The 24,611-nt window shown below is 70.1% G+C and carries 24 protein-coding genes; 11 read left to right on the top strand and 13 right to left on the bottom strand.

Annotated features, from left to right (window positions below; translation table 11 throughout):
* Positions 1-33 precede the first annotated feature (33 nt).
* The 4 genes from ACWEKS_RS05570 to ACWEKS_RS05555 form a co-directional block, all read right to left on the bottom strand.
* The gene (locus ACWEKS_RS05570) at positions 34-381 is read right to left on the bottom strand and encodes a hypothetical protein (protein WP_452338967.1); all 348 of its coding nucleotides are present in this window, start codon (positions 379-381) and stop codon (positions 34-36) included.
* Positions 378-1,550, bottom strand: a complete 1,173-nt coding sequence (locus ACWEKS_RS05565) for a hypothetical protein (protein ID WP_452338966.1) — start codon at positions 1,548-1,550, stop codon at positions 378-380. Before ACWEKS_RS05565 ends, ACWEKS_RS05570 begins: the two co-directional genes overlap by 4 nt.
* A 147-nt stretch (positions 1,551-1,697) precedes the next feature.
* Positions 1,698-2,276 carry a hydrolase gene (locus ACWEKS_RS05560; protein ID WP_452338965.1) on the bottom strand — a complete coding sequence of 193 codons (579 nt, stop codon included), beginning with the start codon at positions 2,274-2,276 and terminating at the stop codon, positions 1,698-1,700.
* Positions 2,277-2,309: 33 nt separating this feature from the next.
* Complete coding sequence (locus tag ACWEKS_RS05555) at positions 2,310-2,762, bottom strand: MarR family winged helix-turn-helix transcriptional regulator (protein WP_379385248.1); 453 nt, start codon at positions 2,760-2,762, stop codon at positions 2,310-2,312.
* Between the two features lie 198 nt (positions 2,763-2,960).
* Between ACWEKS_RS05555 and ACWEKS_RS05550 the strand changes: the two genes are divergently transcribed.
* From ACWEKS_RS05550 to ACWEKS_RS05520, 7 genes are all read left to right on the top strand, one after another.
* On the top strand, positions 2,961-3,461 hold the full coding sequence (locus ACWEKS_RS05550; RefSeq protein ID WP_452338964.1) for a methylated-DNA--[protein]-cysteine S-methyltransferase: 501 nt from the start codon (positions 2,961-2,963) through the stop codon (positions 3,459-3,461).
* The gene (locus tag ACWEKS_RS05545) at positions 3,458-4,183 is read left to right on the top strand and encodes a 2OG-Fe(II) oxygenase (protein WP_379439760.1); all 726 of its coding nucleotides are present in this window, start codon (positions 3,458-3,460) and stop codon (positions 4,181-4,183) included. Before ACWEKS_RS05550 ends, ACWEKS_RS05545 begins: the two co-directional genes overlap by 4 nt.
* A 7-nt stretch (positions 4,184-4,190) precedes the next feature.
* Positions 4,191-4,448 (top strand): Ada metal-binding domain-containing protein, encoded by a 258-nt coding sequence (locus tag ACWEKS_RS05540; protein WP_452338963.1) that lies wholly within the window; start codon positions 4,191-4,193, stop codon positions 4,446-4,448.
* A gap of 34 nt (positions 4,449-4,482) precedes the next feature.
* Positions 4,483-5,607, top strand: coding sequence for an AAA family ATPase (locus tag ACWEKS_RS05535; protein WP_452338962.1), 1,125 nt, complete (start codon positions 4,483-4,485; stop codon positions 5,605-5,607).
* A gap of 33 nt (positions 5,608-5,640) precedes the next feature.
* Positions 5,641-6,297 (top strand): TetR/AcrR family transcriptional regulator, encoded by a 657-nt coding sequence (locus ACWEKS_RS05530; RefSeq protein ID WP_379385237.1) that lies wholly within the window; start codon positions 5,641-5,643, stop codon positions 6,295-6,297.
* A 150-nt stretch (positions 6,298-6,447) separates the two neighbouring features.
* Positions 6,448-7,509: an esterase/lipase family protein gene (locus ACWEKS_RS05525; protein WP_452338961.1), complete on the top strand. Its 1,062-nt coding sequence runs from the start codon at positions 6,448-6,450 to the stop codon at positions 7,507-7,509.
* Positions 7,510-7,601: 92 nt separating this feature from the next.
* Positions 7,602-8,927: a lipase family protein gene (locus ACWEKS_RS05520; RefSeq protein WP_452338960.1), complete on the top strand. Its 1,326-nt coding sequence runs from the start codon at positions 7,602-7,604 to the stop codon at positions 8,925-8,927.
* On the opposite strand, the gene ACWEKS_RS05515 is transcribed toward ACWEKS_RS05520, so the two are convergent.
* Positions 8,858-10,117 (bottom strand): PucR family transcriptional regulator, encoded by a 1,260-nt coding sequence (locus tag ACWEKS_RS05515; RefSeq protein WP_379403581.1) that lies wholly within the window; start codon positions 10,115-10,117, stop codon positions 8,858-8,860. The genes ACWEKS_RS05520 and ACWEKS_RS05515 overlap by 70 nt on opposite strands.
* 159 nt (positions 10,118-10,276) lie before the next feature.
* Here ACWEKS_RS05515 and ACWEKS_RS05510 point away from each other — a divergent pair, with 159 nt between their 5' ends.
* A complete protein-coding gene (locus ACWEKS_RS05510) occupies positions 10,277-10,906 on the top strand; it encodes a TetR/AcrR family transcriptional regulator (protein WP_452338959.1) in 630 nt (209 codons plus the stop codon).
* A 40-nt stretch (positions 10,907-10,946) separates the two neighbouring features.
* On the opposite strand, the gene ACWEKS_RS05505 is transcribed toward ACWEKS_RS05510, so the two are convergent.
* Entirely contained in the window at positions 10,947-12,146 is a 1,200-nt protein-coding gene (locus ACWEKS_RS05505) for a hypothetical protein (protein ID WP_452338958.1), read from the bottom strand.
* A gap of 133 nt (positions 12,147-12,279) precedes the next feature.
* Here ACWEKS_RS05505 and ACWEKS_RS05500 point away from each other — a divergent pair, with 133 nt between their 5' ends.
* The gene (locus tag ACWEKS_RS05500; RefSeq protein ID WP_452338957.1) at positions 12,280-15,294 is read left to right on the top strand and encodes a helix-turn-helix transcriptional regulator; all 3,015 of its coding nucleotides are present in this window, start codon (positions 12,280-12,282) and stop codon (positions 15,292-15,294) included.
* Between the two features lie 3 nt (positions 15,295-15,297).
* Here the strand turns inward: ACWEKS_RS05500 and ACWEKS_RS05495 are convergent, their stop codons facing one another.
* On the bottom strand, positions 15,298-16,389 hold the full coding sequence (locus ACWEKS_RS05495) for a sigma-70 family RNA polymerase sigma factor (protein ID WP_452338956.1): 1,092 nt from the start codon (positions 16,387-16,389) through the stop codon (positions 15,298-15,300).
* On the opposite strand from ACWEKS_RS05495, the gene ACWEKS_RS05490 reads away from it, so the two are divergent.
* Complete coding sequence (locus ACWEKS_RS05490; protein ID WP_452338955.1) at positions 16,388-16,786, top strand: SgcJ/EcaC family oxidoreductase; 399 nt, start codon at positions 16,388-16,390, stop codon at positions 16,784-16,786. The genes ACWEKS_RS05495 and ACWEKS_RS05490 overlap by 2 nt on opposite strands.
* An 88-nt stretch (positions 16,787-16,874) precedes the next feature.
* On the opposite strand, the gene ACWEKS_RS05485 is transcribed toward ACWEKS_RS05490, so the two are convergent.
* From ACWEKS_RS05485 to ACWEKS_RS05460, 6 genes are all read right to left on the bottom strand, one after another.
* Complete coding sequence (locus ACWEKS_RS05485) at positions 16,875-17,393, bottom strand: L,D-transpeptidase (RefSeq protein WP_452338954.1); 519 nt, start codon at positions 17,391-17,393, stop codon at positions 16,875-16,877.
* A 176-nt stretch (positions 17,394-17,569) separates the two neighbouring features.
* The gene (locus tag ACWEKS_RS05480) at positions 17,570-18,733 is read right to left on the bottom strand and encodes an MlaD family protein (RefSeq protein ID WP_452339035.1); all 1,164 of its coding nucleotides are present in this window, start codon (positions 18,731-18,733) and stop codon (positions 17,570-17,572) included.
* Between the two features lie 161 nt (positions 18,734-18,894).
* Positions 18,895-20,145 (bottom strand): glycosyltransferase, encoded by a 1,251-nt coding sequence (locus ACWEKS_RS05475; RefSeq protein WP_452338953.1) that lies wholly within the window; start codon positions 20,143-20,145, stop codon positions 18,895-18,897.
* Positions 20,142-21,413, bottom strand: coding sequence for a condensation domain-containing protein (locus tag ACWEKS_RS05470; RefSeq protein ID WP_452338952.1), 1,272 nt, complete (start codon positions 21,411-21,413; stop codon positions 20,142-20,144). The genes ACWEKS_RS05475 and ACWEKS_RS05470 overlap by 4 nt, the downstream gene beginning before the upstream one ends.
* A gap of 73 nt (positions 21,414-21,486) precedes the next feature.
* Positions 21,487-22,485, bottom strand: coding sequence for an LLM class flavin-dependent oxidoreductase (locus ACWEKS_RS05465; protein WP_452338951.1), 999 nt, complete (start codon positions 22,483-22,485; stop codon positions 21,487-21,489).
* Positions 22,486-22,618: 133 nt separating this feature from the next.
* Complete coding sequence (locus ACWEKS_RS05460; protein ID WP_452338950.1) at positions 22,619-23,323, bottom strand: hypothetical protein; 705 nt, start codon at positions 23,321-23,323, stop codon at positions 22,619-22,621.
* Between the two features lie 98 nt (positions 23,324-23,421).
* On the opposite strand from ACWEKS_RS05460, the gene ACWEKS_RS05455 reads away from it, so the two are divergent.
* The gene (locus tag ACWEKS_RS05455; RefSeq protein WP_452338949.1) at positions 23,422-24,606 is read left to right on the top strand and encodes an acyl-CoA dehydrogenase family protein; all 1,185 of its coding nucleotides are present in this window, start codon (positions 23,422-23,424) and stop codon (positions 24,604-24,606) included.
* Positions 24,607-24,611: the final 5 nt, after the last annotated feature.

Below are 24,611 nucleotides of genomic sequence, written 5' to 3'. Positions count from 1 at the left end.
CGTCGCCCTTCCTCGCAGGTATTCGGACCGCGCTCACGGTTGCTGGCTGCTGTTGTTCGCCGTGATCGGATCCGGCGACCGGTCGACAGGTTCGGGCTGGTTCTGTGGATCGCCTGGGTGTCGGAGGCGCGTAACCGTGTATGCCACAACGCGATACGAGAGGTAGGCGGGCGCGATCACCAGCAACACGATGCGCAGCGCCGTCAGGGTCGCGGCGACTGCCAGATAGCCCACGCTCATGCCGTCCGGGGAGCCGAATCCGTGTCGCTCCGACAGTGCCGCCAGGACGGGGCGCAGGGCGAGGTACAAGACGATGGGGATCAGCGGGAGCCGGATGAGACGCCATCCCGCGCGCAGCCACTGGGTGGTGAGGATTCTCATGCGGCGAGCTCCGGGCCGGAGGTGAGGAAGGCGAGTAGGAGGGCGTTGCCGATCACTCCGCCGTTGGCGAAGCGCAGGCGGTTGCCGCTGCGCAGGGGGAGGCCGGCGAGGTCGGTGGTGCGGAACAGGCGGGTGAAGAGGCCGCGGTGGCCGAAGGCGCGGGCCGGGGCGAGCGCGAAGCCGGTGGCCGAGACCGATATTCCGAGGATGACCGGACCGCTGTCGATGTCTCCGGTGCCATCGGAACCCTGTCCGTACTCGTGGATGGCGCTGAAGCCCAGGATGTTTCGTTCCTGGTGGAACAGTCCGGTCGCCAACTCCTCGGCGAGTGCGCGGTTCGCGAATCCGGCGAAGTAGGCGCCCAATCCGGTTCCCGAGGCGCGTGGGGCATCGTGCGCGTGCGCGTCGACTCCCATGCGCTGCACCAGCAGTCCGGTGCCTCGATCGAGCTGGACCGCACGAACCTGTTGCGCCCAATGGGAGAGCACGGCCGTGTGGTCGACGCCGGTCGCGCGGCCGTGCACCGCGATGGCCGCGGCGACCGCCGCCACATCGGTGGGATAGGCCTCGCCCGGAAAGGTTTCCAGCAGTGCGGTCGGCGAGGCGAGCAGGCGGCGCTCGTAGGAGGCGACCAGCGCGTCATCCTGGGCCGCGAGGTCGGGCGGGAACGCCGGGTCGACCAGCCGCGCCATCCCGAGCGCGAGCGCGGGATACGCGAGATACGCGTGCCCGTGCGGACTGTCCGGAACCGCCAGCCCGTCCTCGCCGTTCCAGGCCGCGGTGAACACGTCCCGCATCTCCGGCCGCAGACTTTTCGCTGCCGCACGAGTCGCGATGGGCGCGAACCGTTCCCGCCATTCCGGGTGCGCCAGACACACCTGAGCCAGCCCCAGGGCGGTCATCTGATGCGCGAGCAGCCCCCACATCCCGGTGATCTCCCCACCCGCGCCGCGCTCCCGCAGCTGATCATCGGCATCCTCGAACGCCACCAACTCCTGCGCAAGCCCACGCACCCGGCCCGAATCCCCATCGAACCACGCATCGGCATCCCGCCCACACCACCAGCCCGGCACCGACGCCGCCACCGACAACGCAGCCAGCAGCCCGGCCAGAATCGCAACCCAACGCCGAAACCTGTGTGCTCGAGGTATTTCGATCGGACTCCCCATGAGCCGAACCTACATTTCCCGCCCGACCCATGGCGACACGGTGCGCAGTCGGCAACAAGATCAGGGAGCTCTCAGCGACGGAAATCGGACAGATTTCCGCAGCAGTGAGAGCGCCCCGATCTTGGTTGCTGGATGCTCCTGATCCGGTCAGAGCTTGGCGACGGCGTCCAGGACTTCCTCGGTGGTGGTGGTGACGCCGAGACGGGGGAAGATCTTCTCGACGGAGTGGGTGTGGGCGGCGGGGTCGCGGTCGGCGGCGGCGTCGGTGGCGACGATGACGTGGTAGCCGTGTTCGTGGGCGGCCCGGGCGGTGGATTCGACGCCGATGCTGGTGGCGATGCCGCCCAGGACGATGGCGGTGACGCCGCGGCGGCGCAGGTGGAGGTCGAGGTCGGTGCCGTGGAAGGCGCCCCACTGGCGCTTGGTGATCCGGATATCGGTGGGCTGGATGTCGAGTTCGTCGAGGAGTTCGTCCCAGCCGGGCGGCGGGGTGAATGCGCCGGCGGGCTGCATGGTGCGGCCGGGCGGCATGTCGCTGCCGTCCGCGGCGAAGGTGATGCGCACCAGGACGACCGGCAGGCCCTTGTCGCGGAAGGCCTTGGCCAGCTCGGTTCCCCGGCGCACCACCTCGTCCGCGGGGTAGGGCTGGGTGGGGGCGGCGACGATACCGCGCTGCAGGTCGATGAGGACCAGAGCGGTGTTGGGATCGAGCAGGGTGTCGGTCAAGGTGCAATCCTTCTCTGGGAGTGGCGATTCCGGTCAGTCTTCGGTGAGCCGGGCGAGCAGCGGGATCGCGGCGATGAGCGAATCCTGTTCGCCGGGCGAGAGTTTGGTCGTGATCGCGGTGGCCAGCCAGTCTTCCTTGGCGTCGTGCGCCAGCCGGAGCAACCGCTGCCCCGCCTCGGACAGTGACAGCAGCACCTGCCGCTGATCGGTCGGATGCGGCGCGCGCACCACCAGCCCGCGCTCCTCCAGCACGGCGAGGGTGGTGCGCATGGACTGCGGCCGCACCCGCTCGGCCCGGGCCAGATCGGCGACCGACATCGGCCCCTCGTGTCCGAGCCGGCTCAGCGCCACCGCCTGGGAGGGCGTCATCTCGATTCCGGCCCGGGCCGTCCGCAACTGCCGCAACAGCCGGCTCGCCGCCACCCGCAGTTCGCTGGCGGCGGCGGCCACTGCTGCGGCCGACCTGTCCTCTCCGTTCGCGCTCACCGGCCCAGAGTGCCACAAACAAAGCCAAACTTGCAAGTTTGCCTGTCGAATTTGAGATCCTGCCAAGTGATCGCGGAGGAAGCGGGTGATCTCCACGGGCCCGGCCGACGTCTGTCCGAATGCCGCCAACGCGATGGCTGATTCCCGCCGGTCATCGGGGATCTGCTGGGCCAGAGTAGGTGAGGAGGAGACAAGACGATGGAGGAGGAAGCGATGCGCGTGTACACCACGATGGCCAGCCCGGTCGGGGAGTTGCTGCTGGTCGGGGAGCTGCGGGGCGACTCGGTGGAACTGACCGCGGTGTCGATGGCCGGGAGCAAGAGCATTCTGGTGGAGGGGGAGTGGACTGCGGACGCCGAAGCGTTCGCCGAGGTGGTGGGGCAGCTGACCGCCTACTTCGCCGGGGAGCGGAGTGAGTTCGATCTCCGATTCGGCAGCGCCGGAACCGATTTCCAGCGGCGCGTGTGGAGTGCCCTGGAGGAGATCCCCTACGGGACCACCACCACCTACGGGGAGATCGCGGCGCGCATCGGCGCGCCCAGGGCAGCCGTGCGCGCGGTGGGTTCGGCCATCGGTGCGAATCCGCTGCTGATCGTGCGACCCTGTCACCGCGTGATCGGGTCCGACGGCTCGCTCACCGGCTATGCCGGGGGAGTGGAGCGCAAGCAGCAACTGCTGAACCTCGAGCGGGCCGCATGACCACCGCCGCCCTCGGTTCGGTATGGGCCGGCCGGGTCGCCCAGCAGGAATGGGCGGCCCTGGCCGGTGAGCTCGACGACCACGGCCACGCGCTCACCGGCCCGCTGCTCACCGCCGCCGAATGCCGGACCCTGGCAGGGCTTTACGACGAGGAGGAGCATTTCCGCTCGACGGTCGACATGGCCCGCCACCGCTTCGGCTCGGGTGAATACCGCTACTTCACCCATGACCTCCCCGAGATCGTGGCCGAGCTGCGGTGGGCTCTGTATCCGAAACTGCTTCCCATAGCCCGGGATTGGGCCGCCCGGCTGGGCCGGCCCGGCACCTGGCCGGAACGCCTGGACGAGTGGATCGCCCAGTGTCATCGGGCCGGTCAGGTGAAGGGCTCGCAGATCCTGCTGCGCTACGGTCCCGGCGACTGGAATGCCCTGCACCGGGACCTGTTCGGCGACATGGTGTTTCCGCTCCAGGTCGTGATCGGCCTGGACGCGCCGGGCGTGGACTACACCGGTGGTGAATTCCTCATGGTCGAGCAGCGCCCGCGCGCGCAATCCCGCGGCGCGGCCATGGCGCTGCCGCAGGGGCACGGCCTGATCTTCACCACCCGCGATCGCCCGGTGCGCGGCACACGCGGCTGGTCGGCCGCGCCTATGCGGCACGGGGTGAGCCTGGTGCGGTCCGGCCAGCGCCACACCCTGGGTCTGGTCTTCCACGACGCCTGAGGGGGCGATGGTGTACACCCTGCTCGGCGCGGACGGCCGACCGTATGCCAGCCGGACCCCCGGCGTGCTGGGCGGCCATCGCCGCCTGAAGATCTACGGCCGCCTGGACTGTCCGGCCGCGCTGCGCGCCCTCGCCCGCGGCGGCTACACCGCCCACCGGGTCTTCTTCGCGGACGAGGCCACCGCGGTCGCGGCCGGCTATCGCCCCTGCGCGGTGTGCTCGCGGTCGGCCTATCGGGAGTGGCGGGCCGGACTCGCCGACTGATCGAGACCGGTTGGTAGCTAATACGCTGGATCCCATGCTGACCACGTTGGCCGTGGAGAACTACCGGTCCCTGCGCAAACTGCGGGTGCCGCTCGGCCGCCTGAACGTGGTCACCGGCGCCAATGGCAGCGGCAAATCCAGCCTCTACCGCGTCCTGCGCCTGCTCGCCGACTTCGCCCGCAATGGCGCGGTCGCCGGCCTGGCCCGCGAGGGCGGGCTCGAATCGACCATCTTCGCCGGACCCGGCCGCTCCGGACCGAACACCCCGCTCGTACTTCGGGTCGGGTTCGCGGGCGAGGACTTCGGCTACGCCGCCGAACTGGGCCTGCCGATTCCGGGCCGATCGATGTTCGATGCCGACCCCGAGATCAAATCCGAGGCCGCCTGGGCCGGTCCCGTGCTGCGCCCCTCGACCGTGCTCGCCGATCGCGGCGGACCCGTGGTTCGCCTGCGCGACGAGGCCGGCGGCTGGGGCATGGTCCCGCACCCGATGAAACCGTACGACTCCATGCTGTCCGAGCTGGCCGATCCGCAACGCGCGCCGGACCTGCTCGCGCTGCGCGAGCGCATTCGCTCGTGGCGTTTCTACGACCATCTGCGCACCGACGCCGCGGCCCCCGCCCGCGCACCGCAGATCGGCACCCGCACCCTGGCCCTGGCCCACGACGGCGCGGATGTCGCCGCGGCCCTGCAGACCATCCTCGAGATCGGTGACGCCGGGGCGCTGGCCGAGACCGTGGACCACGCCTTTCCGGGCAGTCGCGTCGAGATCGTGAACCGTGACGGCCGCTTCGAACTGCTGCTGCATCAGCCCAGGCTCTTCCGCCCGCTGGCCGCACCGGAACTGTCCGACGGCACCCTGCGCTACCTGCTGCTGGCCGCCGCCCTGCTGTCCCCGCGCCCGCCGCAGCTGCTGGTGCTCAACGAGCCCGAGACCAGCCTGCATCCGGACCTGCTCGCCCCGCTGGGCCGGCTCATCGCCCGCGCCGCCGAGGACACCCAGCTCGTGGTGGTGAGCCATTCGGACGAATTGATCGGCGTCATCGACGAGTACGCCGACGACGCGACCATGATCGAATTGCTCAAACAGGAGGGCGTGACGACGGTGGCCGGACAGGAAACTGCGGGTGAACCGCCCTGGTATTGGCCGGACCGTTAGTCGCTCGGTGACGTGGAAACCTATTCTGGGGACGTGAGTGTGGAAACCATCGGTGAACCGGGACCGCTGCCGCGTGGCCGGCACGGGCTGACCCGCGAACAGGTGGAGGCCTCGCAGTACCGGCGCCTGTGCACCGCCGTGCTGGAGGCGGTGGGTGAGCTCGGCTTCGCGGCCACCACCGTCGCCGATATCGTGACCCGGGCACAGGTGGCGCGCCGCACTTTCTACGCGGTATTCGGCGGGAAGGACGAATGTTTCGCCGCCGCATACGATCTCGCGGTCGGCGCGGCATTGGAACAGTTGCAGGAGACCGTCACCGGCCTCGAGGGCGTGAATTTCGCCGACCGGGTGCGGATTTCCTTCGAGATCTATCTCGGCGTGCTGTCCATGCAGCCCGGCGCCGCCCGCGCGCTGTATGTCGAAACCCTCGCGGCCGGACCGGGATTGGTGGAGCATCGGCTGCGCGTCCACGAGCGATTCGCGGACTACATCATGGCGGTGGCCCGGGTCGGTGTGCGCGACGGCGATCTGACCGCCGAACCCGATCGGCAGCTGGTCGACATGCTGCTCGGCGGCATCGACGATCGGGTGCGCGCCTGCCTGCATACCAAGGGCGCCCAGGCGCTGCCCGAACTGGCGCCGTTGTTCACCCGCACCGCCATGGCCATTGTGAGCACACCGGCGCCCTGACGGCTGTTGGTCGCCACAATCGCCCGGCATCCATGCCGGGCCGCGCTGTCACCTGGCACAGCGCCCGTGACACGGGCCACAGCACGCTCCTACGGTCGCAATCGGATTCGACGCGTTCGGTCGGATCCGCCGGACGCAGTAGGAGATTTCATGAGGCCGACCATCCGTACCCTCGGCAGTGCCGTATTCGCCAGTGCCACCGCCTTCGCGGTCGCGTTCTCGACCGGCGTGGCGCGCTCCGAGCCGGATTCCATCGGCGACTCCGGCAGCAGTTCCGGCTCGGCGACCGTCAGCACCGCCTCCGACACCGTCGGCGTGGGCCCGGAGATGTCGTCCTTCCTGGCCGCTTTCGGCTACGGCCTGACCCACCCGGATGCCGCGCCGCCCGGATCCAATGACTGGAACTGCAAACCGACCGCGGAGCACCCCAATCCCGTGGTGCTGGTGCACGGCACCTGGCTCAATACCTACGACAGCTTCTCGTTCCTGTCCCCGCAGGTCGCCCGCGCCGGATTCTGCGTCTACGCCTTCAATTTCGGCCGTGAGACGCCGCTGAGCGGCGGCGGTGTCGGGCCGATCCTGCCGGGCCGCTACGGTGTCGGGCCGATGGAGGAGTCCGCCCGGCAGCTCGGTCAATTCATCGATCGGGTGCTGGCCGCCACCGGCGCGCCCGCGGTCGATGTGATCGCCCACTCCCAGGGCGGACCGGTCACCAGCCAGTACCTGAAATTCGAGGGCGGCCTCGGGAAAGTCGGCAAGGTCATCAGCTTCGGCGCGACCACCCACGGCACCTCGCTGCTCGGCATCGCCACCCTCGGGCGCATCATCACCGATCTCGGCCTGAACATCCTCGGCTTCTACGAGCCGCTGATCGGCCAGGCCAATACCGAGCAGGTCCTCGGCTCGCCGTTCTACGCCAAGCTGAATGCCGACGGCGACACCGTGCCCGGCGTGGCGTACACCGCCGTCGGCACCACCCACGACGAGATCTCCAACCCCTACGAGTGGACCTTCCTCACCCCGGGCCCCGACGCCCCCGTGGAAAACCTCACGCTGCAACAGGATTGCCCCGAGGACGTCTCCGATCATCTCACCATCATGTACTCGCCCCGGGCGGCCTCCATCGCGCTGCACGCCCTGGACCCGGCCGCCCATCCCGAGCTGGTCTGCACCTTCAACCCCTGGATGATCGGCGGCAGCGGGCACATCTGAGCGACGTCCGGGGGCGCTCGCTCCCGAATCACCAGCACGAGGGAGGCCGGGGACTTGCCCCGGCCCTCTGGCTTCTCTCCGAAAGGATCACGATGACGATCGGCGATGCCGTCGAATCCGGCAGTTTCACAATGGAATCCGACCCGCCGCGCGGGCATCCCCGGCTACCCGGTGAGGATCCGTTCTACCGTTCGCCGATCGACCCGGGATCGGTTGCGCCGGGCACGATCCTGCGGTCGCGGCCGGTGCGGCTCGGCCTGTTCGGGCGCATTCCGCAGCGCGTCCGAGCCTGGCAATTGCTGTACCGCAGCACCGATCTCAACGGCCGGCCGGAGGCGACGGTCACCACCGTCCTGCTGCCCTGGGACGCGGAACCGTCCGCGGACCGCCCACTGCTGTCGTTCCAGTGCGCCATCGACGCCGTCGCGCCGAAATGCTTCCCCTCCTACGCTTTACAGCATCGCGCCCGCGCGCTGGGCGCCATCCCGCAGGTGGAATTCCCGCTCATCGCCGCCGCACTGGCCCGCGGCTGGGCGGTCTCGGTGCCCGATCACGAGGGCATCAACGGCCACTTCGGCGCGGCCCGCGAGCCCGGCCACCGCGCCCTCGACGGCCTGCGGGCCGCCCTGCGCTTCGCACCGCTGGGTCTGCATCCGCGCACCCGAATCGGCCTGTGGGGCTACTCCGGTGGCGGTCTGGCCACGGTGTGGGCGGCCGAACTCGCCGCGAGCTATGCCCCCGAACTCGATATCGTGGGCGCGGTCGCGGGCTCACCCGTGGGCGATCCCGCCTCGGCCTTCGTGCGCCTGAACGGTTCTCCCTTCGCGGGATTCGCGATGGTGTTCACCTCCGGGCTGCGCCGCGCCTACCCGGAATTGGACGGCTGCGTGCAGGGCCTGGTGTCGGAGGAGTACCTCGAACTGCTCGACCGCGCCGAATCGATCGCGACGTTCCCGCTGCTGGCCCGCTATGCGGGCCGAAATGCCAACCGGCACATCAAAGGTGGCCTCGGCGCGCTGCTGACCCGGCCCGAGATGCGGGCGGTGCTCGACGACATCCAGCCGGGCGCGCAGGCTCCCGCCATGCCGCTGTTCGTGGTCCAGGGTGTCAATGACGAGGTGATCGCGGTCGCCGATGTCGATGCGCACGTGCGGCGCTATCACGCCCGCGGCGCGCACGTCCGCTATCTGCGCGACCGGCTCAGCACGCATCTTCCCTTGCAGTTCATCGCGATTCCGGTGATGGTGGACTGGCTGGCCGACCGTCTGGCCGACCGGCCACTGCCGCCGTCGGAGGTGCGCACCGTCTGGTCGGTGGCCGCCTCGCGACGCGCCCTGTCCGAGCACCGTCACTTCGCCGCGCTGCTGGCGACCATGGTGTCCGGCCGCCCGATCCGCACCCGCTCGGACTTCCGATAGCTGCGCGCCACCAGCGCGGACCGCAGGTACCACAGCCCGGACGGCTGGGCCGGATCGAATCCGGTGAGCTGCCCGATCCGTTTGAGCCGATTGTCGACGGTATTGGTGTGCACGCCCAGCACACGCGCCGTATGCCGTCGGCTCAGGTCGTTTCCGATATGACGGCGCAGGGTTTCCAGCAGTTCCGGGTAGGCGTCCAGCGGATCGAGCAGGGTGCCGAGGTATTCGCGGGCCGGGCCCGGCCGGGTCAGCTGGTACTCCATGGCCAGGTCGTCGAAGCGGTGCAGGCCGGGCGCGCACTCCAGGCGGTGCACCATGTCCAGCAGTTCGTGCGCCTGCTCGGCGGCCTCCGGAATGCGGTGCGTCTCGGTGTGGATGACGGTGGCGGTCACCGGAACCTGTGCGGCCGTGGACAATCCGTCGACCAGGTCGCCGAGCTCGGCGGGCGTCACCTCGGCCGCGGGCAGCAGCACCGTGCCGCCGTCGGCGCTGAGCAGCGACAGCGCCCGGCCTCGACCGCCGCGGGCCAGCTCGGACTGGACCCGCCGCAGCTTGCGGCGGGCCACCACCTCACCGTCCACCCGGGGATCGTCCTCGCCCGGATGCGACGGAATGCTCAGTGCCAGCACGTAATACGACTCGTCGATCTCGATGCCGCCGGCGCGGGCCATGGTCGAGGCGGGATGCCCCGCCAGCAGGGCCGACGCCACCGTGTGCACCGCGGTGTGATGCTCGGCCACCACCGCCCGGTGCTCGCGCACATAGGACACCGCGAATGCCGAATCCACGATGGCCAGCACCTCGAACAGCCGGCGCGCGGTGACCGCGAGCCGGGCGTAGTCCTCGGGCCCGGTGGCGTCCACGATGAGATCGAAACCCACCGCGAAGCCGTCGTGCACGGCGCGGTGGATGGTCCCGATGGGAATGCCCTCGCGCGCCCAGTCCGCGCCCGCGCGTTGCAGCCGTTCGACCTTGGCGCTCACGTCACGGCCCTCCAGTACCCCGGCCGCGAGTTCCAGGCAGGTGCGGGTGACGGCGGTGACCTCCCCGCGCAGCGCGTCCCCGGGCAGGGTGCCGCAGCGGGCCACGTGTTCGGCGAAGTGCGCGACCAGGGCGGCGGACAAGCCGCGCGCATCACGCAGCGGTCCGGAAATCGGTGCGGCCGTGAGGGGTTGCGTTGCCTTGATCATGCGCGAATCCTCCACAGCTGTCTGGGAACGCCAGCGTTCCTACTGGCCCGTAACTGTAGCGTGGGCCACCTGGCGCGGCAATATCGATTGACCGCTTCCGCCGCGGACGGCCCATTGCCACGGCCGTTTCCGGCACGGGTCAGGAGTACGATCGGCCGTATGGAAAGCCCGGTTCCGGCAGCGGATGCCACCGAGATCACCGACAAGCGGCTGCTGCGCGGCTCGCGTACCCGCAAGGTGGTGCTCGGCCGGGCCGTGGACATCGCCTCGCTGGACAGCCTGGAGGGCTTGAGCTTCGGTCGCCTGGCCACCGACACCGGCCTCAGCAAGGCGGGCATCCAAACCCTGTTCCGCACCAAGGAAGCCCTGCAACTCGCCACCATCGACTACTTCCGCACGGTCTTCGTCGACACCGTCACCCGGCCCGCCCGGGCGAAACCCCGTGGCGCCGAACGCCTGCGGGCCCTGATCGAGCTGTGGATCGACTACGCCGCCGGCCCCTGCTTCCAGGGCGGCTGCTTCCAGTCCGCGAACCTGGCCGAATTCGACAGCCGCCCCGGGCCGGTGCGCGATGCGCTGGTGGCCAATCAGCAGGACTGGCTCGACCTGCTGGCCGGCGAGCTGTCCTACGCCTGCGACCACGGCGAAATCGCCGCTCTGGACGCCGATCTGGCGGCTTTCCAGATCGACGCGGTGCTCGCAGCGGCGAATACCGCACTGCGTCTGGGGGACGACAGTGCGGTGTCGAAGGTGCGCCGGACGGTGGAGGGCTTGCTGGCCAAACCCTGATCAGCGGTGAGGCCCTTCGGTTTTCGGGCCCCGCGCGCGATCAGCAGCCGGGCTTGCTCCAGAACGCCGTGCCCTCGACCTGCACCACCGGGCATGCGGTCCTGTTCCGGCTGCGTCCGGCATTGCTGTCGACGGTGCTCACGAGGGCGTCGGCGCGGCCCCGGCCCATCAGCGGGTGGTTCCTCAGAACCGCGTCGACGGTGCCGCCGTCCGCGTCGATGGTGAACGGGCACGACACCGTCGCCGTTCCGTTTCCCGGCATCGGCTGGACGCCGGTGCACAGCGGTGTGGGCATGACGATCCCGTTGACACTGAGCACCATCTCGTACCACACGGCGATGTCGTCCGGGTGTGGCGTGGGGATCGTCGCCGCGCCGAAGGGCTGCCGTGCGCTGGTCAGGGTTTCGATCGCGGTGCAGTCCGGTCCGCACGGGTCGCTCCAGCTGCCCGCGACGGTGATCTTGGTTTCCGAGTCGGTGGCGTTCTCGGTCGCGGCGGCCGCGTTCCGGAGGTCGCGGTAGAGCCCGGCCACCTCGTCGGCGCTCAGGGGCGCCACCCGGATGTCGAAGGCCGGCTCGGTAATTCGATCGACCTGGCCGGAGCTCACATAGGTGGTGACGGCGCCGCTGATGATCGGGGTGGACCGGTGGCCGTCGATGGTGATGGGCACGCCCGCCGTGACCGGCCGGTGCGCTTCCGCATTGGGGTCCAGATGCCGCCCGAGGGTCGAAGGAGTCAGGGCCGCCGGCAGGTCGAGGCCGCCGATCGCCGGGGGTTCGAGCAGCTGCCGGCCGTCGGAACGGACGGCGTCGTCGGCGGAGAAGCCGTAGGCGATCCAGGCCTCGGTGTTGCCCCGTACGAAGGTCTTGTCGCCGATCCGCTGGTACGACAAGGCTTTTCCAGGAGCGAATTCGAGAGTCCCGGACGCGTCACCGACATTCGTGACCCGCAGGTCCACGGTCGCCTGCTTGCCGTCCTGCCCGGTCAGGCGGCCGGTGTAGTGCGCTCCGGGCGCATTGATCAGGGCCAGCCGGGCGCTGTTCAATGCGCCCGGAGCGCGCGTGGCCGCGGCCGGCGACCGGTGTGACTGCCCGATGAGCAACCATCCCGCGATCGCGAAACCCGCCACCAGGACCACGACCAGGAACAGCATCACCGGCCACCAACGCCGGCGCTCGCCGGGATCCGCCGCGGCCCACATTCCGTGCACCGACTCCACCGCCGGGTTCTCGACTGTCATTCCTGCCCATCCACATACCGATAGCTCACGCGTTAGCGCCGCGTGCACTATAAGCCGCCCGAACCTGTGAACGGGGTGCGAAATGGCCTGTCGAGTGGGCGAATTGCGACAGTCACGGCATGATCGGGGAGTGGTGAGTTTCCCCGGTAGCAGTGTCCTCGTTGGGCGGGCGGCAGAGGTGTCCGCGCTGGTCGAGGCGGTGGGTGATCCAGGTACACAGACGGTCTTGATCGCGGGGGAGGCCGGGATCGGGAAATCCCGGCTGGTGGGGGAGTTCACCGAGCGTTTGGACTCTCGGGTGATGGTGCTGCTCGGTCGCTGCCCGGAGCTGGGGACCGGGGGCGTGGCCTACGCGCCGTTCCTGGCGTTGCTGCGCGGGCTGGTGCGGCAGCTCGGCGGCGAGGCGGTGGCCACGTTGCTGCCGCCGCATCCGGCGCTGGCGAACTGGCTGCCGCAGTTGGCCGTTCACACCGGCGGCGCCGCCCCGGAGGCCGACCGCATCCGCCTGTTCGGCGAAATCCTCACGCTGCTGGAGCAACTGGCCATGACTCGGCCGGTGGTGCTCATCCTCGAGGATCTGCACTGGGCCGATGACGCCAGCCGTGAGCTGCTCACCTTCCTGGCCGCCAATCTCGCCGACGCGGACGCCCTGCTGGTCGGCACCTACCGTCCCGGCGAGGCCGGACCGCTGCGCGGCCTGGTCGCCGAACTGCGCCGCAATCCGGGCGTGCGGGTGCTGGAACTGCACCCGCTGACCCGCCACGAGGTGGGCCGCCAGCTCGCCGCCCTGCTCGCCCGCGAGCCCGAACCCCGGCTCATCACCAAGGTTTTCGAACGCAGCGGCGGCAACCCGCTGTTCGTCGAGGCGCTCGGCCAGTGCCCCGACCAGCTGCCCGCCGACCTGACCGACCTGCTGCTCGGCTTCCAATCCGGCCTCTCCGCAGACGCTCTCGCCGTGGTTCCCCCGGCCGCCGTCCTCGGCTCCCCGATCCACCACGAACTGCTGGCCGCCATCGTCGACCTACCCCCGGACGAACTGGACCGCGCCCTACGGGAATTGGTCGACCGCCACCTGCTGCACACCACCGAGACCGGCTACGAATTCCGGCACGGCCTCATCCGCCAGGCCATCTACGACCGGCTGCTGCCCGGTGAGCGCACCCGCCTGCACGCCCGTGCGGCCGCGGCGCTGCGCGCCCGCGGCGAGGCCCTCGACGCCGAATCCCGCGCCGACCTGGCCCGCCACGCCCGCGCCGCCGGGGATCTGGAGCAGGCCCTGCGTGCCTACTGGTCGGCCGCCACCGCCGTACCCGCCACCCACCCGGAACGCCTCCGGCTCCTCGAACAGATCCTCGTCCTCTGGGATCGGGTGCCCGATGCCGAGCGGATCCTGCCCACCACGAAACTGGCTGTCCTGGAACAGATCGTCGATGTCGCGGTGGCCTGCGGCGCGACCGAGCGCGGCATCGCCGCCGCCGACGCGGCGCTGGCCCTGCTCGACCCCACCGGCGATATCGCCCCGGCCGAGTCCGCTACCGGAAGCACCGAGCCGAGGTCGGGCCGCCGCTCGGCCGGCCGGGACGACGGCGAGCGCGCCGCCGAGGCGGACGCCGACCGGTGCGAGGTCGAGCGGGTGGCGCGGATGTATCGGCGGCGGGCGTACCTGCGGGGGACCACCGGAGCCGGACCGGGAACGGATCTGGTGCGGGCACTGCAGCTGTTGTCGGTGGCGGGTGCCGGTGCCGAGCGGGCGGAGGCGCTGGTGCAATCGGCCTCCGCGCGGATCTTCCGAGGCGACGCCGCCGGGTCGGCGTCGGACGCCCGTGCGGCGCTGGTCATCGCCCAGCGACTGGAGGCGGACGCCCTCGTGGCGCGGGCGCACGCCCATCTCGGGCTGGCGGGGGCCGCCGCGGCGGAGGTGGCGGGGGATGGTTCATCCGGGCCGGAATCGGCGGCCGCGAACGAAACCGACTGGGCGCTGGATCATTTCGCCGAAGCTCATCGCGCGGCCGCCGCGGCCGGGGACGCGCGGATCGTGGTGGATGTCGCCACCTGGGAATCGGCGGTGCTGGTCGCGGCCGGGCGGTACGACGCCGCCATCGCCGCCGTCCGGCAGGGACTGCGGGCCGCGCACGAATCGTTCCGGTTCTCCGAGTCCGCACCGATCCTGTTCGTCAAATGGGCGCAGGCGCTCGCCGCGCTCGGCCGCTGGGACGAGGCCCGGGCCGTGGTCGACGAGACGCAGTTCGACCAGTTGCCGCCGCTCAGCCGGGCGGCGCTGACCCTGTGTCTCGCGCGAATCTCCCTGGCCGAAGGGAACATCGGTGCGGCGCGGGAAGCGGCGGCCGAGGCCGGACGGTTGCTGGGTGACAGCCGGTGGGCCGCGCAATATCGGCTCGAACTCGTCGCATTGACCTGCGCCGTGGACTCGGCGGCGGGCGACGAGACCGGGGCGGCGGCGGTACTGGCCGGCGTGCTCGCCCAAGGGGACGGTGCCGCAACCCTGTTCGCGCATCCGCACGACGCGTGGCCGCTGGTGGCGCTGGCCGCCCGAACCGCCGGAGCGCCCGCGGAACTGCTCGCGCTGGGCGACACACTGCCCGCGGTGTCGCCGGTCGATGCCGCCTATCGCGCCGTCTTCACCGCGCGGCTGGCCGGTTCGGCGGCGCGCTGGTCGGAGGCGGTCGCCGCCTGGCGCGCCGTCGAGCGGCCGCACGAGATCGCCGCCGCGCTGCTGGACGCGGCGGAATCGTATGCGGCCGAAGGGAATCGAGCAGCCACGGACCCGGCCGTGCGGGAGGCCGCCGAGATCGCGGCCCGGCTGGGTGCACTGCCGTTGCAGGAGGCGGCCGCACGGCTGGCCGACCGGGCCCGCCTCACCGCCGGGCGAACGACGGAAGCGCCGAAACCGCACGGCGGCACCGTGTCCGGCCGGCACGGCCTGACTCCGCGCGAGCTGGAGGTGCTGCGGCTGGTCGCCAAGGGCATGAGCAATCGCGGCCTGGCGGCCGAGCTGTTCATCAGCGCCAACACCGCCGGTGTACACGTCTCCAGGATTCTCACCAAGCTCGGCGTGGCCAGCCGGACCGAGGCCGCGGCCTTCGCGCACGACCACGGCCTGCTGGCGTCCTCCGGTGACAACGTCTGAGACTCAGGGCAATCGGGCCGGCAGGTCGAAGAGCCGGAAGATCTCCTCGACCTGGTAGGCGATCAGGTTGGTGACCAGGCCGTCACGAATCGTGAAGATCTGCAGGGTGTGCAGGGCGTACCCGTCGCCGTCGCGGACGTAGGCCGCCAGTGCCGGCTGGCCATTGGCCCCGATCGGCACCAGGCGCCAATCGCTGCCGTTGATGTCGAAGACACGCGCCATGAACCCGATGTAGTCCGCGCGCCCGACGTACCAATTGAGCATGGGCGGCATTTCCATGATCACGTCGTCGGACAGCAGCTTCTCCAGCGCCGCCAGATCGGCATTGCGGAACGCGGCGACATAGCTGTCGACGACGGCCCGCTGCTCGGCGCTCTCGGACACCTCGTCCTCGCGAATACCGCTCTGGCTCAGCGTCTTCCGGGCCCGCTGCAGCGCGCTGTTCACCGCTGCCGGGGTCATGTCCAGCGCCCGCGCCACCTCGGCGGCCGGCCAGTCGAGCACCTCGCGCAGCACCAGCACCGCCCGCTGCCGGGCGGGCAGCTGCTGCATGGCCGCGACCAGTGCCAGCCGCAGACTGCCCTGGGCCACCGCGGCTTCCGACGGATCGCCGAGCAGCGCGTCCGGAATCGGTTGCAGCCAAGGGATTTCCCCGCCGTGCACCAGTGCCTCGCGCGGATCGTCACCGGGTTCGTGGCCGAGTCCGGAAGGCATGGGCCGACGGCCGCGCTGTTCGAGCGCGGTCAGACAGGCATTGGTCGCGATCCGGTACAGCCAGGTCCGCATCCCGGCCCGCTTCTCGTCGTAGCTGTCGCGTGCCCGCCAGGCCCGCAGGTAGGTCTCCTGCACCAGATCCTCGGCGTCCTGCACCGACCCGAGCATGCGATAGCAATGCGCGAGCAATTCCCGTCGGTAGCGCCCGGTGTCCGCCTCGAAGTCCACGTTCGCCATGCTCTTGCTCCTCGAATCCGGGCCCCTGCTCCTCGAATCCGGGCCCTGCCGAACTTTGTACACCCGCGGCGATGAATCGGGCACGGCCCGCCGGTAGGTACTCGTGAGCCGCTCACCGCGGCCGCGATCCGAGGAGGAAACCATGACCGATACCGCTGTACAGACCGACCGCGAGGCCGTCCTCGACGTCCTGACCAACCTCTACCGCGCCTGGGCCGCCAATGACGCCGACGCCTTCGTCGCCGACTACGACCCCGACGCCACCACCGTCGTGCGGGGCGTGGTGAACGTGGGCCGCGAGGCGGTCCGGACCTCCATGGCCGCGGGTTTCGCCGGCCCGCTGCGGGATTCGCACACCGTCGACGAACCGCAGTCGGTCCGCTTCCCGGCCCCCGGCACCGCCATCGTGGTCAGCCGCAGCGCGGTGGTGCCCGCCGGGGAGACCGAGCCAGCGGCCGACGGCTGGATCGTGGCCACCTGGGCCCTGATCCAGCGCGACGGCCGCTGGCTGGTGACCTCGTACCACAACTGCCCGGCGTAGCCGCCCGAATGTCCGGCGCGTCCCGGACATGAGCGAGCCCCCTCCGGACAGGTGCCGGAGGGGGCTCGCCCACGCATTCCCGTCGTCGTTACGGCACGACCTCGACGGTGTCACCCGGGTTCAGGTAGTTGAAGAACTCGCGCGCCCCGTCCGGCGTCATGCGGATGCAGCCGTGCGACTTCTTGTCCACCGGTCCGATGTGGAAGGCGATGTCCCCGTTGAAGAACACCGCGTATTCCATCGGAGCGTTGTGCATGGTGCTCCAGTGGAACGGCTTCTTGAACGACACGTGGAACACGCCCGGCGGCGTCTCGAATCCGGGCATGCCGTGCGAGATGGGCGTGGGGCCGAAGATGACCTTGCCGTTGTCCATCAGCCACGCTTCGTTGCTGCCGAGCTTGAGGCAGGCGCGAGTACCCGCCGTCTGGCACGGCGCGTTGACATCGCTGGGTGCGATGCCGGGGACGATCGCCGGGACACCGGGAACGTCCGGACCACCGGGCCACAATGGTTCGGCTTGCGCGGGCGTCGCCGCGAATCCTGCGACCGCCACAGCGGCGATGACCGCCGATCGCGCCGCCAAGCCGAGGGAACTTCTGCTCATCATCGAGTTTCGACCCTCTCCTAACCTTGGCCCGCTGCCCTGTTCGATGCCGCTCTCAGGGCAAAGGGACATTGTTCGTTGGCACAAGCATGGGACCACTGGGTACCGGTGATCATTCTGACTGGTGGAAATCGAGATTCGCGGGATAAACCGCGACAGGCGCGCCGACACGCCCGAATTCACCGAACGGGTGGCAGCGTGCGCTGATTCGGGTCGACTCCGGTCGGCCGGTGCGCGCCATTGTTGGCGACATCCGGGCGCGGCGCGTTGGCGGATCCGCGAATCTGCTGGTCGTCGGGCGGATTGTCGCAGTAGTTCCAGCTGCTGAAGACGGGCACCGTGGCGATGGACGGGGGCACGGTCCGGGTCGGATAGTTGCACCACGGCCGCAGCCAGGCGTCCACGATGGTGTAGAACTCGCCGTCGTGGGCGGGCACGCCCATGGCGGAGGAGCCGACCACCAGCGCCGGGAACAGGGCGCGCAGCGCGGGCAGCCGCAGCAGCGCGGCCCGCACGATGGCGGACATGGTGGTGGCCAGGCTGTGGATCGGATCCATGTTCCGGTCCAGTACCGCATCGGCGATGCCCAGCTGTCCGGGTGCGCGGTCGAGGAGTTGCCGTAATTCGGCGTCGGCGGCGCGGGCCTGGTCGACCACGACCGACGCATTGCGGGTCAGCGTGCCGAGATCGGGCTGCGCGTGCGAGGTGGTGCCCGCGATGACGCGCAGATTCTCGATGAGGCTGACCGTCTGCGGCAGCCGGTTGTCCAAACCCGTGGTGGCGATGCTCAATCCGTCGATGAGGCCGCGCAGCTGATCGGGCCCGCCGCTGAGCGCGGTGTCCAGATTATCGAGGATCACCGCGAGCTTGTCGGGATCGATCTGCGCGATGAGCTCGCTGGTGTTCGTCAGCGTCTGGGAGACGGGCGTCGGCGTGGTGATCTTGCCGGGGTTGAACCGCACCACCTGCCCATCGTGCAGGTAGGGCGGATTGTCGGTGTTGGGCCGGAAGTCGATGTACTGCTCGCCCGCCGCCGACAGCGCCGAGACCGCGATCTGGGTATCGGCCGGAATCCGGTACCGCTTGTCGATTTCCGCGACCGCCGACACCATGGCGCCGCCGTTGCTGATCTCGATCGCCTTGACCGATCCCACCCGGTACCCGCGCCAGGTGACGTCGTTACCCGCCTGCAAACCGCCGGAGCGATCCAGTTGAACGGTGACGGTGTAGGTGCTGCCCGGTGCGCGCACCCGCGCCACATGGATTGCCAGATACGCCGCCCCGACTGCGAGTAGCAGGATCAGCGCCAGGTTCGACATCAGTGTCTTGTGCCCGCGCAGCACGCTCAAATGGCCCGCCTCCACCGCTGATCAGCGCTAATAGGATCGATGCATAGCAAACACCAGGCGAAACTGCGCGCTATCTAACCACAGTCGGGGCGTGGAATCCGGCGTGGGCGGGCCCGGGCGGGGCGGACCGCCCTCGGGCACGGGTGGGTGGTGGATCAGCCCTTCGCGTGTGCGGCCAGGTGGGCCTCGATGGCCTTCACGGCGAGGCCGACGCCGTCCTCGGCGGCGATCCGGGCGGCGAGCCGAGTGGCATTGTCGCGCAGACCGGTATCGGTGATGGCCTGCTTCAGCGCGGCGGTGAGCCGATCCTTTGACAGCTTCGAGTAGGGGATGGTGGCCGGGCTGACGCCGACATCGATCAGGCGTTGCGCCCAGAACGGCTGGTCGGCGTATACCGGCGCGCCGATGGCCGGCACGCCCGCGCGCAGGCCCGCGGCCGTGGTTCCGGCGCCGCAGTGGTGGACCAGCGCCGACATGCGCGGGAACAGCCAATCGTGCGGCACCTCACCGATGGTCAGCACATCGTCTCCGGCGATATCGAGTTGCAGCCAGCCGGTCTGCACGATGGCGCGCACGCCCGCCCGCCGCAGTGCGGCGCCGATGATCGCCGACATCCGGGCGCTGCCCGCGGCGCTGTCGACCATGCTGCCGAAGCCGAGGAAGACCGGAGCCGGTCCGGCGTCGAGGAATTCGACCAGGTCGGCGGGCGGCTCCCAGTCGTCGGGGCGCGGCGGCCACCAGTACCCGGTGACCTCCAGGCCGGGCCGCCAATCGCCCGGGCGCGGCACGACGCTGGGCGAAAAGCCGTTCAGGATGGGCCATTCGGCCGCGGTCCGGCCGCGGCGCAGGTCGAAGGCCGAGATCGACGGCAGTCCGAGTGCGCGGCGGAACCCGGCGATGGTGCCGGCGTAGAAGCGGTCGTTGAACCAGGCCCCGAAGTCGCCGGCCAGCCGGTTGCCGCGGGCGCCGAAGTCGTAGGCGCCCAGGGCAGCCGGGGCGTGGGCGGCGGTCGCGGACAGCGGCTGGAAACGCAGGCCGATCGCGGGGATGCCCTTGGCCTCGGCCAGCGGCAGGCCCGCGTACTCGGTGGGCGGCGGCAGCAGCAGCGCGTCGGCGGGTTCGTCGAGCAGCGTCTCGATCATGCCGAGTCCCATGCTGCGAACGCCGCTGGGGGAGGAGAACTTCCAGCCTGCCGCCAGCCGATTGATATCGGTGTCGGTCATGTCGATGTCGATATCGAGCGGCATCTGCCGGAATTCGAGCCCGCACCCGGTGATCTGCTCGGCGAACATCCAGTGCGAGGCCACCACGACCTCGTGCCCGGCGTCGCGCAGGCCCACGCCCAGTCCCGTCAGCGGGGCGATGTCACCGCGGCTGCCGATGCCGACCAGGATGATCCTGCTCATCGCACCTCCACGGTCTCGAGGATCGACAGCCACCGGGTGACGATGGCCCGCATCCGCTCGGCGCCCAGCCCGCCGTCGGGCGAGTGCACCGAATAGTGCACCTGCTCAACGCCTTCGGGCTTGCTGGTGCCGAGGAACATGCTCAGATCGAACATGGTCAGCCGGGACTGTTCGCGCGACTGGGCGTCCGGAATCCACACGCCCACATCGCCGAGGAAGTTGAAGTAGAACTTGGGGAAGTTGAAGGTCAGGAAGTGCGGCCAGCTTTCGGGGTGATGCCAGCACAGCAGGGTGAAGTCCTCCGGGTGCGGCGGATAGGTGGCGATGGCGTCGCGCAGGCGCGTCTCGAGGCTGCCCGATACCGGCCGCAGCAGCCAAGGGTAGTCGTCGGAGATCCAGGCGACCGTGCGCGACAGGTCGGTGCCCGGCCGCAGGCGGCTGTAGCGGCCGTGTTTCTGCACCTGGATGGGCCGTGCCACGCCGGTGGCGTCCTCGATCGCCAGTCCCAGTGCCACGAGCAGGATCCGGGTGTAGCTGGCGTCGTAGGCGGCGGGCAGCTCCACCAGCAGCCGCTGGGCCAGCGCGCCGTCGATGACGCCGTCGAAGTGCGCCGATTTCGGTGTGGCCGAACGGATCTGCTGATTGGGTTCGCTGTCGGAGGCCGCCAGCCAATAGTCCCGTTCACCCACCCGGGTGGGTGCGTGGCCGTCGAGGAACTCCGCCCACTCCGAGCCGGTGGTGGTCTCGGACGGCAGCGAGATCGCCTCTCCCGCTTCCCATTGCCGGACGTAGGTGGCGATGTCGTCCCACAGCACCCACATGGCGACGCCGTCGATGGCGACGTGGTGGGCGGTGAACAGCAGAATGTTCACGTCGTAGGAGCGGGTGAGCAGTACCGCGGTGACGACCTTCCCGGCGGGCGGATCCAGCCGCAGGTTGGCCCGGGCGGATTCCGCGTCGATCAGCTCCATGAGCGCGCCGGGGTCGAGGCTCTCGATATCGATGGTCCGCACGTCGACGCGGGCCGGGTCGATGACGCCACCGGATTCGGGTTCGATCTCGCAGGCCGCGCCCTCGCCGTAGCTGTAGCGACTGCGCAGGGCCTCGTGCGTGTCGATCAGGGTATTGACCAGCCGCTGAGCCTCTTCCAGCCCCATCGCCACCGGCACCGGGCAGGGAATGGTGACACCGAAGACGGCCGGGTTCGGGTCCCAGGTCAGGAATTTCTTGGCGGCGGCCGTGAGCCGGCCGGGGCGCAGATCGGTCATAATTGTCCTAGCGATCGGGTACTTCGGAAGCGAAAAGGGTTGTGGGCCAGGGTAATCGGGCGATGACGGTGGGCTAGCCGACGGCGGGAGCGAGCTCGATGCGCGAGAGCACCTCATCGCCGAGCAGGCGCAGGGCGGCCCAGCCCTCCTCGATCGGCAGCCCGCCGATCAGGGGGTTGATCAGGATTTCGGTACGGCCGCCCGCGATCTGGTCCCGCAGCTCGCCGGGGGTGAGGATCTCCAGGTAGCCGTGCGCCCGTAGCGCATCCACCGAATCCGGCACCGTCTCGTGCGGGCGCGGCACTCCGTCCCGTCGCCACGACGCGTACTCGCGAATCTCGGTCAGAATGTGCGGGCCGTAGCTGTGCCAGGCCGCGTCCGGATCGGTGTGCAGCAGGGTGAGTCTGCTCCCTGGTTCGGGCTTGTGAACGAAACCCGTTGTGCCGCAACGCGCCAGCTCCCGGTAGTAGAGCTCCTCCACCTCCGGCATGGCCATCGGCAGCGACAACGGCAGCCCGAACCGCGCCGCCCGGCGCGCAGCCGCCGCGCTCATCCCGGCGATGAGCAGTTGCGGATGCGGCGTGCTGCAGGGCTTGGGCGTGACGTCGAAAGGTTGCCCATGGATCTGGATGGGTTCGTCCCGCCAGGCCGCGATCATGATCTCCAGGGCCTCGTCCATGAGCTTGCCCCGGCGCGTGAAATCCCGGCCCAGCGCGGCGTATTCCTCGGGCCGGTAACCGATTCCGGCGACCACGGTCAGCCGCCCGCCGCACAGATTGTCCAGCACCGCCAGGTCCTCGGCCAGCCGCACCGGCTCGTACAGCGGCACCAGCAGCGCGCCGATGCTGATCCGCATCCGCTCGGTCCGCGCCGCCACCGCGGCGGCCAGCAGCAGCGGCGCGGGCAGCCACCCGGTCCCCGACCCGTGGTGCTCTTCGCAATTGACGACCGTGAACCCGATCCGATCGGCGTACTCCGCCATCTCCAGCGCGGCCCGGTACCGCTCGCGATGCCCGGCCGCCGGGTCGTTGACATTGGTCATGTTGAGCCGGAGCGCGGCCACCACGTTCATTCAGCCAATATCGACGCCGAAACCGCTGTCCGGCAACACTCTTCGCCGCCCCGGCCAGGTACTCGGCGCGGGCCCGCAACCACCGCGAGAGGCTCGCCGCCCTCCGGTGCCATCGGCAGGGGTACCGGGAGCGTCAGGGGGATGCGACAGGGTGCGGGGTGTCGTCGAGGAGGCCGAGTTGCGCTGCGCGGACCCCGATCTGGAAGCAGCTGCGCACCTCGAGCCGGATCATGAGGTCGGCGATGTGGCGGCGGTAGCTGCGCAGCGACATGCCCAGCCGGCGGGCGGCCGCCTCGTCGATCAGTCCGAGGTTGAGGGTATTGAGCACGGCGCGGGCGGTGGGGGTGATCTCGACTCTCACGGTGTCGAGGTGCCCGGCCAGGCCGTGGCCGGACTGCCAGCTCAGCAGGGCGAACTGATGCAGCGCGCGCAGCAGGGCGGGTTCGCGGACCAGGTAGGCGTAGGGGTGGTCGGCTCCCGCGCCGCTCCACAGCACCGCCACCGTGCGGTCGATGATCAGCACATTGTGAAAGTCGTTGTCGGTGACCCGGATCTGTGCGCCCTGCGAGGAATGCCGCAGCAGGGGCCGGCGGTCGCGCAGTTCCAGATAGTCCGGGGAGTAGAGCAGCCGCACCTGCTTGCCCGCGGCCAGCAGGTCGTCCACGACCACCTGCCCGAGCCTCAGGTGATCACTGGAGTGGGTGGGATTGGAGACCGCCACCACCGCCTCCCGCCGGGCATGGCGGAGCAGGTGGTGGACGTCCTGATCCCAGTGCCCCTCCTGGCTGAACCGGACGATGCCGGTGGCCAGGGCGCCCGTCTGCTGTCGCTGCATCACTTCCCCGATCGTGACACCGGCACCGGTCGCTCCCGGTGGATCTGGCAGCTTCCTGCCAGCCGGGCGGATCCGGCCTCGCGGCTTCCTACCTTCAGCCTATGCACATCAGTTTCAGCGATGAACAGAACCGGCTACGTAAACGGCTGCGCGAGTATTTCGCCGACCTCGTCACCCCCGAGGCGCGGGCGGCGCTGCGCCCGGGTCCGGGCGGCGAGCACGGCGACGGGACCGTCTACAAGGACGTGGTGCGCCGGCTGGGCGCCGACGGCTGGCTCGCCCTGGGCTGGCCGGAAGAGCATGGCGGACAGGGCCGTCCGATGCTCGATCAGCTGATCTTCCTGGACGAGGCCGCCGCCGCGGGCGTGCCGGTGCCCTATCTCACTGTGAACACGGTCGGGCCGACCATCATGCGCTACGGCACCGCGGAGCAGCGGGCGTTCTTCCTGCCGAGGATCGCGCGCGGCGATGTGCACTTCTCCATCGGCTATTCCGAGCCGGGTGCCGGGACGGATGTGGCTTCGCTGCGCACCCGCGCCGTGCGCGACGGGGACGAGTACGTCATCACCGGCGAGAAGATGTGGACCAGCCTCATCGAGTACGCCGACTACGTGTGGCTGGCCGCGCGCACCGACCCGAGCGCCGGCAAGCACGCCGGGCTCTCGATCTTCATCGTTCCCACGGCGGCCCAGGGGTTTTCGTGGACCAAGGTGCACACCATGGCCGGGGTCGGCACCAGTGCCACCTACTATTCCGAGGTCCGGGTGCCCGCCGCCAATCTGGTGAGCGGGGAGAACCAGGGGTGGGCGCTGATCACCAATCAGCTCAATCACGAACGCGTGGCGTTGGCCTCCGCCGCGCCGCTGCAGGAATCGTTGCGGCAGGTGACCCAGTGGGCGCGCGCCACCGTCCTCCCCGACGGCTCCCGCGTCATGGACGCCGAATGGGTGCGGCTGCACCTGGCCCGCGTGCACGCGCACGCCGAGTATCTGAAGCTGCGCAACTGGCGGACCGCGTGGGCGGCCGATCGCGGTGCGCTCGGCCCGGCGGATGCCTCCGCCACCAAGGTCTTCGGGACCGAGTTCGCCATCGAGGGATATCGGCTGCTCATGGAGGTGCTCGGCGCCGAGGCGGTGATCCGCGCCGATTCCCCGGGCGCGCTGCTGCGCGGGCGCATCGAACGCTGCCACCGGTCCGCGCTCATCCTGACCTTCGGCGGCGGCGTCAACGAGGTGCAGCGCGACATCATCGCCAAGAACGCCCTCGGCCTGCCCGTCACCCGCTGAGAAGA

This window comes from Nocardia sp. NPDC004711 (assembly GCF_053601595.1).
This window is presented reverse-complemented; position numbering and strand designations above follow the sequence as displayed.